9 protein-coding genes are annotated in these 12,879 nt (G+C 37.4%); 5 read left to right on the forward strand and 4 right to left on the reverse strand.

Annotated elements, in window-relative coordinates; all coding sequences use genetic code 11:
* Positions 1 to 13 precede the first annotated feature (13 nt).
* The 4 genes from FHR28_RS06075 to FHR28_RS06090 all read left to right on the forward strand — a co-directional run bounded on the left by FHR28_RS06075 (position 14) and on the right by FHR28_RS06090 (position 5,359).
* Positions 14 to 814 carry a molecular chaperone gene (locus tag FHR28_RS06075; protein WP_166782777.1) on the forward strand — a complete coding sequence of 267 codons (801 nt, stop codon included), beginning with the start codon at positions 14 to 16 and terminating at the stop codon, positions 812 to 814.
* Entirely contained in the window at positions 815 to 3,346 is a 2,532-nt protein-coding gene (locus tag FHR28_RS06080; protein WP_166782168.1) for a fimbria/pilus outer membrane usher protein, read from the forward strand.
* Positions 3,343 to 4,362 (forward strand): spore coat U domain-containing protein, encoded by a 1,020-nt coding sequence (locus FHR28_RS06085; protein ID WP_056517971.1) that lies wholly within the window; start codon positions 3,343 to 3,345, stop codon positions 4,360 to 4,362. Before FHR28_RS06080 ends, FHR28_RS06085 begins: the two co-directional genes overlap by 4 nt.
* 406 nt (positions 4,363 to 4,768) lie before the next feature.
* Positions 4,769 to 5,359 carry a recombinase family protein gene (locus FHR28_RS06090; protein ID WP_056517969.1) on the forward strand — a complete coding sequence of 197 codons (591 nt, stop codon included), beginning with the start codon at positions 4,769 to 4,771 and terminating at the stop codon, positions 5,357 to 5,359.
* Positions 5,360 to 6,143: 784 nt separating this feature from the next.
* On the opposite strand, the gene FHR28_RS06095 is transcribed toward FHR28_RS06090, so the two are convergent.
* Together FHR28_RS06095 and FHR28_RS06100 are read right to left on the reverse strand one after the other, a co-directional pair.
* Entirely contained in the window at positions 6,144 to 7,640 is a 1,497-nt protein-coding gene (locus FHR28_RS06095) for a CoA-acylating methylmalonate-semialdehyde dehydrogenase (protein ID WP_056517966.1), read from the reverse strand.
* Between the two features lie 30 nt (positions 7,641 to 7,670).
* A complete protein-coding gene (locus FHR28_RS06100) occupies positions 7,671 to 8,831 on the reverse strand; it encodes an iron-containing alcohol dehydrogenase (RefSeq protein WP_166782169.1) in 1,161 nt (386 codons plus the stop codon).
* Positions 8,832 to 9,135: 304 nt separating this feature from the next.
* On the opposite strand from FHR28_RS06100, the gene FHR28_RS06105 reads away from it, so the two are divergent.
* A complete protein-coding gene (locus FHR28_RS06105) occupies positions 9,136 to 10,524 on the forward strand; it encodes a GntP family permease (protein WP_166782170.1) in 1,389 nt (462 codons plus the stop codon).
* A 56-nt stretch (positions 10,525 to 10,580) separates the two neighbouring features.
* On the opposite strand, the gene FHR28_RS06110 is transcribed toward FHR28_RS06105, so the two are convergent.
* Both FHR28_RS06110 and FHR28_RS06115 read right to left on the reverse strand, forming a co-directional pair.
* Positions 10,581 to 11,357, reverse strand: a complete 777-nt coding sequence (locus FHR28_RS06110; RefSeq protein ID WP_151957260.1) for an IclR family transcriptional regulator — start codon at positions 11,355 to 11,357, stop codon at positions 10,581 to 10,583.
* Positions 11,358 to 11,469: 112 nt separating this feature from the next.
* On the reverse strand, positions 11,470 to 12,828 hold the full coding sequence (locus tag FHR28_RS06115; RefSeq protein ID WP_081407405.1) for an amino acid permease: 1,359 nt from the start codon (positions 12,826 to 12,828) through the stop codon (positions 11,470 to 11,472).
* Between the last annotated feature and the right edge of the window lie 51 nt (positions 12,829 to 12,879).

Raw genomic sequence — 12,879 nt, forward strand, 5'->3', positions numbered from 1 at the left:
GAGCTTAAATAAAATGAAAATATGGTCAGGCAGGACTTTCTCTGCGGCCGCGATATTGATGGTCACTTCACCGGTATTCGCACAAGCCACTTTTTTAATCTGGCCAATCTATCCAAAAATTGAAGAAAACGAAAAAGCCACTGCAGTATGGCTACAAAATACTGGTAACTCTGATGCCATGGTACAGATTCGGGTATTTAAATGGGATCAGAATAATCAGCAAGATGCTTATGTGGAACAAACCGAGGTTATTCCGAGTCCACCCGTGGCGAAGATCAAGGCAGGTGAAAAGCATATGTTGCGTTTGACCCGCTCGGCTGCTGTACCTGATGCCAAAGAACTTGCCTATCGAATTATTGTCGATGAATTACCCATCAAGGTGAATCCAGAAAATGAAAAAGAAACATCCACGGTCAGCTTTCAGATGCGTTATTCCATTCCCTTGTTTGCCTATGGCAAAGGACTTGGCAGTGGTTTAACTGAAGTTTCACAAAAAACCAATACGAAAAACCCTTTGGCGAAACCGATATTAAGTTGGTGGGTCAAGAATAATGAACAGGGCAAACCTGAACTTTATATTAAAAATACTGGTTCAAAATTTTCACGACTTTCGGGAATTAAATTAACCCCAACTTCAGAGCAAATGGCTTTTGGAAAAACTGCCTTTGGTTATGTGTTGGCAAACAGCACCATGAAGTTTGATCTGGACAACAAGTTACTTAACAACCTAAGTGGTCAAACCAGTTTGTACGGGGTTGACAGTTCAGGAGTGAAACAGGAATTGGTTGAGATTAAAAAAGAAGGAGGGGGGTAAATGGGTTATTTATCAGGGTTACATACCCCTTCTTTTTTATGCAAAAGCCTGACATTGATATTGGTCGCGAATATCCCATTGCTGAGCTGTAACGTGTATGCAAATGGTTTACCCCCGCCACCACGAGATGTTTCAGAAGTAAATAGCTTATTTAAGCTTTATCTGGACTTGGTGATCAATCAATATTCGACACGACAGGTGATACCGGTCATTGTCAAAGGCGATCATTACTTTATTCAGCAATCGAAACTGGATGAGTTACAGATTAAGCTGCCTGCGGATGCACTTCAGCAACAGTCAGAAAAAAACCTGACGGATCTAGATGTATTTACTTTAGGCTTTTCGGGCAAGGCCTTGGATTGGGTCAGCCTCAATCAGATTCCCGAATTGAAGTATGAGTACAATTCAGCGCAACAGTATTTTAGTCTAGATCTTCCTGCTAGCTGGATGCCAGTGCAGATACGCGGCTTGGATTCTTGGTATCAACCTGAAACAGCGCAGTCGGGTATTGGTCTATTAAATAACTATGACTTTTATACTTATCGGCCAGAGAATGGTGGCTATAGCAGCACACTCTTTACAGAGCAACGCTTTTTCTCGCCTTATGGCGTACTGAGAAATTCAGGGGTTTATAGCAAGACTGATTTTAAATCTGAGGGGATTTCAAACGACTCAAATCAAGATAATGATGGCTACCGCCGCTATGACACCACTTGGCAATATGATGACCCTGTCAGGGTAGTTTCATTTTTAGCGGGTGATGTGATTACGGGAAGTAAAAACGCCTGGGGAAGTTCAGTGCGTTTAGGTGGATTGCAGTTACAACGTAATTTTGGCACTCGTCCAGATTTGATTACCTATCCTTTACCTCAGTTTAAAGGACAAGCGGCCTTACCGAGTACCGTAGATTTATTAATCAATGGACAGAAAGCCAATTCAACCGATGTGCAATCTGGTCCTTTTATTCTAAATAATGTTCCGTTTATCAATGGTAAAGGCGAAGCGGTAATTGTCACCACAGATAGTGTTGGCCGTCAGGTGGCAACCTCAGTGCCGTTTTATATTTCGAATACTTTGCTTAAACCAGGGTTATTGGATTATTCCGTGTCTATGGGACAAATCCGCGAAGACTATGGGATTAAGAACTTTGAATATGGCAAATTTGCCAGTTCAGCGGATGCGCGTTACGGGATTAACGACTGGTTCACGGCTGAAGGACGGGTTGAACTCTCCGATTCAATTCAGTTGGCTGGATTGGGTTCAGTGCTTAAGCTGAATCGGTTTGGGGTGTTAAGTGGTTCGGCAACCCAAAGCTGGGCAGATGGAGAGCTTAATCAGTTAAATAATAACTTGAACGGAAATAAAAACCTCAAGGGAAATCAATACACGCTAGGTTATAGCTATAACCAACAACGCTTTGGATTTAGTCTCAATCATACCCAACGCGATCAGGATTATTATGATCTTTCACGTTTGCAATATACAGATTTGATTTCAGCCAACAGTCATAAAAGTTTGGTTGCCAATACTTATTTTGCCACAGAAAAGTCGGGTACTTTTGGGGTGGCCTATATCCGAACCAAGAGCCGAGACATTGAAAATAAACTGATGAACCTGTCTTGGGCACCGGTGTTACCGTCCTATCTGCGTGGTGCGACAGTGTCGTTAAGTGCCAATCGGGATTTTGTAGAAAAAGAGTGGAGTGCAGCATTTCAGTTATCGGTTCCATTTTCCAAGAGCAGATCCACTGCCAATCTAGGTTATAGCCAACAATCCAGTGGTGATTATGCTTATATCAACTATAACCGCAGTGTGCCATTGGACGGTGGTGTTGGTGTTGATTTAACTCGACGTTTTAATGAAAACAGCGATGACTACAATCAAGCACGCGTGAGCTACCGTAACCAATATTTTAATACCGATGTCGGCATGTCGGGTAGCCATGATTACAACTATTGGTTTGGACTTTCCGGTTCAGTGGTGTTGATGTCAGGCAATGTCTTTGCTGCCAACCGATTGGGTGAGTCGTTTGCTTTGATTGATACCAACAAAATTGCAGATGTTCCTGTGCATTATGAAAACAGTTTGGTGGGGCGGAGCAACGCCAAGGGTTATGTTTTTGTACCATCGGTGACCCCATATTACGCGGCTAAATACAGTATTAACCCGATCGATTTACCTTCCAACTTTAATGCAACCCAAGTTGAAAATCGGATTGCGGCAAAACGAGGTTCAGGTGTGGTGATTGGCTTCCCAATCAAACAGTCTTATGCGGCGAATGTGTATTTAGTGCAAAGCAATGGGCAAGCGATTCCAGTGGGTGCGGTGGTACATCGTGCGGATCAAGAATCGAGTTATGTAGGGATGGACGGGATTGCTTATCTTGAAGATCTAGGTGCAGAGAATAGCATTCGGGTGCAACTGCCAGATCAGAGCATATGTGAAGCAAACTTTTCGTTGGATTTAAAACAAGCGCAACAACAGATTGCAGTGATTAAGTCGGTTGTTTGTCGTGAGGTGGCTAAACCATGATTACTTTAAAAAAAATAATACCTACAGGTCTATTATTCTCTGGATTAATATTGATTGCTGCTCAAAGTCAGGCAGATTGTAACGTTAACTCAAGTGGCAATGTGTCCATTGGTAAGGTTCCTTCCATTACTCTGGCAGAAAATGGAGTTCAATCTTCGCAATTCAGTGCAGGTTTATCCTGTAGTGGATTTAGTTTGGCTGCTTTAAATACCACTTATCTGAAATATCGGGTCGATCAGATGCCAATAAACTATATCAATAGTGTCACTGGTGAACGCCTTACGGTGAATTATTTGGATACCAATAGTAATCCAATTAATGTGGGGCAAGAAAGAGATATGAGTAGCTTTACAATTATCAATTTCTTTACGGGGCCTAATGGTGCGTTACCATTTTATGCAAAGATTAATTCTGGACAAGCTGTATCGCCTGGGATTTACCGAGCTGAAACACCATTTAAAGTCAAATGGTATTATTCTGTGCCTGCAATTGCTGTAGCTGGAATAGGATTTTATTTTTCAAGCCCTGGTTTTAATCGTGGATTTTTGGGACTCGGGTTTGATTGGGGAAGTGGTAGTGATTCTTCTCTAAATTTGAGTATTGAAGTTTTACCAGACTGCCGTATTGCGACCAATGATGTGAATTTTGGAACAGCAGCCTTTGCAGATGCCTTTACACCAGTGAAAACCTCGATGGGAATACGCTGTTCAGTCAAGACACCTTATAAAGTGAGCCTGAATGATGGTCTTTATCCACAAAATGGCAATCAACGTGCAATGAAGTCAGAAACGGGGAATAACTATATGAGTTATGAAATTTATAAAAACTCAACTACGGAACGCTGGGGAAGAAATAACGAGCAGTGGTTGAGCGATGTTGCGACTACAAATCCTGGTATTTATGATGCGAAAACTCAGCAGGGTTATGCTTTCACAACAAAAATTCTGGATACAAATTCACTGAGTCTGCCTGCTGGTAAATATAGTGATACTGTAACTGTACAGGTCGAATTTTAAGAGATACTCACAATAACATCATGATTTTTTATCATGATGTTAATTATAAAAAAGAATACATATAATTAAATTATTAATTTACACTATTAAAAACACCTAAGCTATATTCTTTTATTTATTTAAGTGGTTTTTTATATTAAGCACCAGTGAAATAAACAATTATTTTTTGAAAAAAATTCTTACATCATATTGTTTATTTTGTCGCTAATTTCTTGTATTTGTTTGTTAAATAATTTTTTCGTATTTCGTGTGTTTAAATTAATCCTGCTATTTTTTTATAATGATTCTGATTTTATGTTTTTAAATCATTAATAGTGTTTAAAACACCAATATAATTTTCAACAGATGTTTTTTTTATTAGTATAAGATTATAATAATTGTTTTAATTATAAGAGGGTTATTTGTTGTGCGAGTCTATGCATATTTTAGAGTTGATGATTTGTCTATAAAAGACAGTAATTATGTCTCCTATATTTCAAACGCTGGTTATGAAATACCAAATAAACGAGTGATCTTTGAAGAGGTGGAAGCCGGTATATCATTAAAATATAGAAATAAATTTATTAATTTAGTCAATTATGCGATGGAAAGCGGTGATTTATTGTTAATCAATGGAATTGATTCATTAGGTGGTAACTTTAATGAAGTATCTTCAAGTGTAAATTTGATTTTTAAAAAAAAAATTCGATTAATCTGTTTAGATTTTTCTAAAAATGAAATTGTGGGAGATCTTAAGAAATTATTTATGCATTTTTTAAAGTTATGTTCTGATTTTGAAGAGAAATCTAGTTTTTCTAAAAAGAGCATTATGAATAAAGCAAAAAAGCGTGTAGGTCGTCCCGAGATTTTAACTGATAAGCAAAAGAAAGAAGCCTTGGATAAGTTTAAAAAAGGCCATACTGTTTATTCAATTGCTAAGCATTACTCAGTTACTCGAACAGTCATCCAACGCTTAATTTTAAAATCTTCTGACGTCATTAATAGTGATGAAAAGTAAATGAGGAGTATAAAACTTCAAAAAAATCATATAAGTAGGTTTGCGATTGCGCAGAAAAGATCTGATTTTAACAAAACAATTATTGTCCAATTGGTTTATGTGTTACGACAAGTAAATCCCAAAAAAGCAAAAAATTTGATGAGTCATTATAGTATTGAAATAAAGTCGATAAATGGTTTGATCAACTATAGGATTCAAGGGATTAAACATGAGGGAAAAATGATTATCTTTTTATATGGTTCTGATTTATATTTTTTGGATCTAAATAAATCATTGTTTGATTATGAGTCTTGATTTGTTTTTGGTGTGATAAAGTATATATTTATAGTTGTTTTATTCGGTTTTAAAAATAAAATTTAAGATTTTCTTTGATATCGTATTTGGTTTTTTGTCATTAATGTATTTTAAAATTTATTTTGAATAAATCAATTTTTAACCAATTTTTTATAATGTGAGGGTTTTATTTTATGGATTTTAAATATTTAAATTGAGTGTTTGTGTTTTTTAAATTAATTTTTTATTTAACGTTGCATGAGAGGAGGGTGCTTAATTTGTATTTTAAATTTGGTAAATTATGTTTAATGGATTAAAAAATTGTTAAATTTAAAATATTTTTATTAAAATAATATTTGTACGTGATTTTGGAAAATTATAAGTTCGATTTAAAATTTAAATGTCAAAATATTTGGGAAGTATCCAAAATAGGGTTGAATACTTCCCAACATAGTCAGAACCGTTTTATCAATAAACAGTCTAAATTTGAACCATCTTAATTTGAATAGTCTTAGTTTAAAGTCGGCATTGAAAATTGTTTGTTTTCTCGAATGTTGGCAGAAGGCCAGCGTTGAGTAATAGTTTTTCGACGTGTATAAAAACGTACACCATCTGGACCATACGCATACAAATCACCAAAGAGTGAACGTTTCCAACCACCAAAACTATGATAAGCGACAGGTACAGGCAAAGGAACATTGATACCCACCATACCTACTTTAATATGATCAGAAAAATAACGTGCTGCTTCTCCATCACGAGTATAGATGCATGTTCCATTACCATACTCGTGGTTATCAATCAGATCCATGGCTTGTTGCATGGTCTCTACCCGCATAATTTGTAAGACAGGGCCAAAAATTTCCTGTTGGTAGCTATGCATATTCGGGGTAACTTGATCAATTAAAGTAGGCCCCACAAAAAAGCCATTTTGGAAATCGTCAACGCTTGCTTGTCTGCCATCCACAACGATTTTTGCACCTTGTTGCTCTGCACTGTCAATAAAACCAATCACTTTGGCTTTATGTTCTGCCGTAATCACAGGTCCAAAATCATTATTTTTATCGGCAAAATGTCCGAATTTTAATTTACTGATTTCATTTTGAAGTTTAGCAATGACGGTATCTGCAATTTCGTCACCGACTGCAACCGCAACAGAAAGTGCCATACACCGTTCACCTGAGGAACCAAAAGCAGCGCCAAGGAGGGAATTCACCACATTATCAACATCTGCATCGGGCATGATAATGGCGTGATTTTTTGCCCCACCTAAAGCTTGGCAACGTTTGCCCGCAGCTGTGGCCGTTTTATAAATATATTCAGCAATTGGTGTTGAGCCTACAAAACTAACCGCTTGAATACGCTGATCATTTAAAAGTGTATCTACTGCAACTTTATCGCCATTGACCAGATTAAAGACACCATCAGGAAGTCCTGCTTCTTTTAATAATTGAGCAATATATAATGTTGAAGATGGATCACGCTCAGAAGGTTTTAAAATAAAGCAGTTGCCACAGACAATTGCCATTGGGAACATCCAAAGTGGTACCATCACAGGAAAGTTAAATGGGGTAATCCCTGCAACGACACCTAAAGGTTGAAATTCACTCCAAGAGTCAATATTCGGTCCAACATTTTTGGAGAATTCACCTTTTAAAAATTCGGGTGCACCGCAAGCATATTCAACATTTTCAATCCCGCGCTGTAATTCCCCAGCTGCATCATGGCAAATTTTACCGTGTTCTAAACCAATCAGCTCACAGATTTTATCGGCATTTTTTTCCAGCAACTCTTTAAACTTAAACATGACTCGCGCACGTTTGATCACTGGCGTATCACGCCATGCCGGAAAGGCATTTTCTGCTGCTGCTATTGCATCAAGTACCGTTTTTTGGCTGGCAATGGCCACTTGAGAATTTGATTCACCTGTTGCTGGATTAAATACTTTTTGGCTACGACTCGCTTCTGTTGAAAGTTGTCCATTAATAAAATGCCCGATTGTATTCATTGAGATCTCCTGATTTATTTTGGTTAAAAATTAAGACCATAATTGCTGATAAAGTTTTACGATTTCTTCTTTCGTTGGAAGACGAGAGTTATTACTTGGTGAGCCTGAAGCAAGTGCTTGTTCTGCCATAGTATTTACGACTTCGTCAAAATATTGCTTATCTGCTCCAAAAGCTTCTAAAGTTGGCACTTGAAGGGATGTATTAATGTCTTTTAATGCTTCAATTAACTTGGCATTGGCAGATTCAATAGAATCATTTTGCTGCGCTGCACCAATAGCCTTGGCACAGTCTGCATATTTTTTCGGCTCAGCCGGTATTGAATACTCAATAATCATGGGCAATAACATGGCATTTGATAAGCCATGTGGGACATGGAAAAACGCACCAATAGGGCGACTCATGCCATGAACTAAGGCAACAGATGCATTATTAAAAGCCACACCAGCCAATGTTGCACCCAGCATTAATGCTTCTCGGGCAACTTCATCATTTGGATCAAAATAGACTTTTTTAAGATTTGGGCCAATTAAGCGCATTGCCTCTAATGCTTGAGTATCACTATATAGATTGGCTTTTTTGCTGGTATAGGCTTCAATCGCATGGGTTAAAGCATCTATACCTGTATCTGCTGTGGTACGGGCAGGTAAACTTAACGTTAGTTCATAATCTACAATCGCAGCAATGGGCATAAAACCAGCACCGACACAGAGCATTTTTTCATTACTTTCATCATCAGTAATGATCGTGAATTTGGTTGCTTCAGAACCTGTGCCTGCTGTTGTTGGAACGGCAATAATTGGTAAGCCCTGTTCATTGACTTGTCTAGGGAACTTATAATCTCGGATTTTTCCACCATAGCGACCTAAGATGCCAATGGCTTTTGCACTGTCAATTGGACTGCCACCACCCACAGCGATAATTGAATCATATTGATGTGCTTGAATAAACTGAACCCCAGCTTCAATAGAACTTGAGGTGGGTTCTGGAATTGTTTGGTCAAAAAAGTCTGCTTCAATATTTTCACTTTTAAGAATCTTTTGAATATCGGCGATATAGCCTAACTTGACCATCATTTGATCAGTGATGATCAGTGGTTTATTACAGCCTAAGCTTTTTAAAATATAAGGAATTTTCTCTCGGGCATTTTTTCCGACTTCAAGAAATCTGGGCAACAAAATCGTGTGTGACATAAGCGAACTCCATTTTAGTTTCATTCCATTTACATGCATTTTGTATTTGAAAAAGACCAAGTTGCATGCTGTAAATTGGCTTTATAATATTTGTATATTGATATGTATCGTATCAATATAAAATTATATGTAAACAGGTTTTTTATGAATTTTATTTAAATATAATTATTTAGTGATAAATAACAGTAGTTTAGTCTATTTTTCAAAGTGAAAAAGAATTTTGTCTAGATTCATCATTAAAAATTAGCTATACATATATAACGATACATTATGTATCAATATAATTAAATAAATGGAGTTTAGAATGATAGGACTATTTGGAATAGTAGTGTCCTTGGTATTGCTGATGTATTTAGCTTACAAAGGTTTTAGTGTCATTATTTTGGCGCCTGTACTTGCACTGTTTGCGGTCATTTGGAGTGGAATGACGCATGAATTATTAGGGTTTTATTCGCAAGTATTTATGAGTGGTCTAGGTGGGTACATCATTAAATATTTTCCACTTTTTCTGTTAGGCGCTGTCTTTGGCAAACTCATGGATGACAGTGGATCAGCTCGCACAATCGCAATTTTTTTTGTTGAACGCTTAGGGCATCAGCGTGCGATGTTATCGATTGTGATTTCCTGTGCAATCTTAACCTATGGCGGTGTCTCGCTTTTTGTAGTGGGTTTTGCTGTATTTCCAATTGCTTCAGCATTATTTAAAGAATTGGCTATTCCTAAACGACTCATTCCTGCGGCAATTATGTTGGGTGCATTAACCTTTACAATGACCGCATTGCCTGGTACGCCTGCGATTCAAAACGCAATTCCAATGCCATATTTTAAAACAGATCTATATGCTGCACCTGTGCTTGGCATCATTGCCTCTTTTTTTATGTTAATCACGGGGATGTGGTGGCTGAATAGAAGAGTCGAGCATTCGATAAAACAAGGCGAAGGCTATGGCAATCATATTGAACAGCATAAAGAAATTTTAACGCATTTAGATCCTAGTTTACTGATTGCAATGATCCCGATTGTATTGGTAATTTTATCGAATTTAATATTATCTAAAGTGATTTTTCCAAGTATGGATACTTCATATTTGGCCACGGCTCAATTTGGTCACACCAATCTAAATTCTGTGATTGGTTTATGGTCGATCATTACAGCATTGGTGATCGCATGTATTGCCATTATTGTGCTCAATTGGAAACGGATTAACGATATTCGAGACAGTATTCAAAATGGTGTTTCTTCTTCATTTTTACCTATTTTTAATACCGCCTCAGAAGTCGGATATGGGTCAGTTATTGCATCTTTAGCGGGTTTTGTCATTTTAAAAGATTTTTTAGTTAGTTTAGCGCCGAGTAATCCACTGGTTTCTGAAGCAATTTTGGTCAATGTACTGGCTGGGATCACAGGTTCTGCGTCTGGAGGTTTGAGTATCGCATTAAATACGATGGGTGAAACCTATATGAATCTAGCACAAGATTTTGGCATTTCACCTGAATTAATGCACAGAGTTGCTTCTATGGCTTCTGGATCTTTAGATTCTCTTCCACATAACGGCGCTGTAATTACCATTATTGCACTTTGTGGTCTCACGCATAAACAGTCTTATTACGATATGTTTGTGGTCGCAGTTATTTTTCCACTACTTGCGCTGATCGGAGTGATTACGCTGGGTACTTATTTTGGATCATTTTAAGGCTTGAGTTTTTAAAGCTAGAGACTTGGGTCTTCTAAGTCGCTAGCTTTTATTATTTAATCGATTGAATTTTTTATATAGATGTTTAAATCATTGGCTGCATCTCTTAATGCATCTTGATAGCTGATTAAGTCATCTAAGGATTTTCGAATACTTGGCGCATGGGTATATAAGCAAGCAATGATTTCACCATTGGGATGGAATATGGGTACTGAACAGGCCACCATCCCTGCGATAAACTCTTCATTATCGGTGCCTAAATTTGTCACGCCAATACGCTGAATTTCAGATTCCAGCAAATTAAGATCTGTAATGGTATTTTTGGTGTACTGGGTGATTGGAATATTTTTTAAAATATTTTTCCTTTTTTCTGCGGATAAATGACTTAAAAAAAGTTTGCCACTCGATGTACACCAGACAGGCACTGTTGAACCGACGGGTAAATATACCTGTAATGGCCAGTTTGTCTGTATACGGTCTACATACAACATATGATTATCTTGTAGGATCGCTATACCACAGGTTTCACCAATCTTATTTGATAGTTTTTCTAAAATAGAAAACCGTTCAATTCTAAATTTTTCATTTTCCCAAACATTAAATAGTAATTGTTTGACTCTTCCACCCACCAACAAGCCACCATGTAAATCTACTTTGACATAACCTTCTTTTTCTAATAGTTGGATGAGTCGATGAATACTGGGTTTGGGAATATCAAGTGCTAAAGAGAGATCAAGTGGGGAAGGGGGATGTTTTGCTTCACCAATCGCTTCTAAAATTTCAAGTACTCGTGTGATCGATGAACCTTTATTTCGTTTTGTATCTTGTGTCATAAAATTTTCCAAAAGACCCTGCTTCATTTATACCCACTTGAGCTTATGGATATTAACATTTGAATGTTATAGATATGAAATGTCAACAGATCCTAAATAAGCCTTTAAAATACTAACGTGATTTATTCCAACTCAAAATTTTAAATAATCCAAACATCACAATAATCCAGATTGGAATCAAAATGACCGATTCTTTAAAGTTTTGCACCCACATGATATATAGGATCATACTGATAAAAACTAAAACAATATAATTACTTACAGGTGAAAACAATGAGGGGAATTTTACCCTTGTCCCTTCCAGCTTTTTAGCACGTTTAAATTTTAAATGGGTAAAACTAATCAGTGCCCAGTTTAAAACCAGAGCAGCAACAGCCAAATACATCAGATGACTTAGAGCTTCTTCAGGCACAAAATAATTTAGTAACACGCAACCAAAAATCAGTATAGAAGAGAAGATCACCGCAGTGATTGGTACACCTTGTTTGCTGACTTTTGCAAACATCTTCGGTGCATTGCCTTGTACTGCAAGCCCATACAGCATACGACTATTGGCATACATACCACTGTTATATACCGAAAGCGCGGCAGTTAGAATAATAAAATTGAGTAAATGTGCTGCCCAACCTAAGCCCAGTTGGCTGAAAATCATTACAAAGGGACTTTTATCTAAACCGCCAAGATCAAGTTGATTCCATGGAATTAAGGACATGATGATGGCAAGAGAAGCCACATAAAAAACCAAAATACGGAAAATCACGCGATTGACTGCTTGCGGTATGCTTTTTTCAGGGTTTTCTGCTTCGGCAGCCGTCATCCCAATCAATTCAATGCCGCCAAATGCAAACATTAAAAAGGCCAGCATATAAAATAACCCTGAAAAACCATGTGGGAAAAATCCGCCATGTTGCCAGAGGTTTGCCACAGTTGCAGTTGAATCCGCACCTGCTGTGAGCAAAAGATATAAACCAAACACAATCATCGAAATCACAGCAACAACTTTGATAATGGCTAACCAAAATTCAGATTCACCATAAAATTTAACATTGCCTAGATTAAAACCAGTCACGATGACAAAGAAAAATAAAGCGGAGACCCAAGCGGGAATATGCGGCCACCAATAATGCACATATTTAGCCACCGCTGTAAGTTCAGTCATGGCGACTAAAATATACATTACCCAGTAATTCCAGCCAGATAAAAAGCCAGGAAATTTTCCCCAATATTTTTGTGAAAAATAACTGAATGAACCTGCAACAGGTTCTTCTACAATCATTTCACCCATTTGGCGCATGATTAAAAAGGCAATCAAACCGACGATGGCATAGCCTAAAATAATCGAAGGACCAGCAGATTGGATGACTTGTGCAGAACCTAAAAATAATCCTGTACCCACAGCGCCACCCATAGCGATCAATTGGATATGACGATTTTTAAGTCCACGTTTTAATTGGGAAGATGAGCGATTCAAAATATGCTGTGCTGAATAAAAGAAGCCATTGTAATAGATTGGCTATAGATA

Origin of the sequence: Acinetobacter sp. BIGb0196 (assembly GCF_011759595.1) — a bacterium.
GTDB lineage: Bacteria > Pseudomonadota > Gammaproteobacteria > Pseudomonadales > Moraxellaceae > Acinetobacter > Acinetobacter guillouiae.

Excerpts from the sequence above, each read along its gene's own strand:
- FHR28_RS06075 (WP_166782777.1), top strand. The coding sequence starts at position 14 with ATGAAAATATGGTCAGGCAGGACTTTCTCTGCGGCCGCGATATTGATG.
- FHR28_RS06080 (WP_166782168.1), top strand. The coding sequence starts at position 815 with ATGGGTTATTTATCAGGGTTACATACCCCTTCTTTTTTATGCAAAAGC.
- FHR28_RS06085 (WP_056517971.1), top strand. The coding sequence starts at position 3,343 with ATGATTACTTTAAAAAAAATAATACCTACAGGTCTATTATTCTCTGGA.
- FHR28_RS06095 (WP_056517966.1), bottom strand. The coding sequence starts at position 7,640 with ATGAATACAATCGGGCATTTTATTAATGGACAACTTTCAACAGAAGCG.
- FHR28_RS06100 (WP_166782169.1), bottom strand. The coding sequence starts at position 8,831 with ATGTCACACACGATTTTGTTGCCCAGATTTCTTGAAGTCGGAAAAAAT.
- FHR28_RS06105 (WP_166782170.1), top strand. The coding sequence starts at position 9,136 with ATGATAGGACTATTTGGAATAGTAGTGTCCTTGGTATTGCTGATGTAT.
- FHR28_RS06110 (WP_151957260.1), bottom strand. The coding sequence starts at position 11,357 with ATGACACAAGATACAAAACGAAATAAAGGTTCATCGATCACACGAGTA.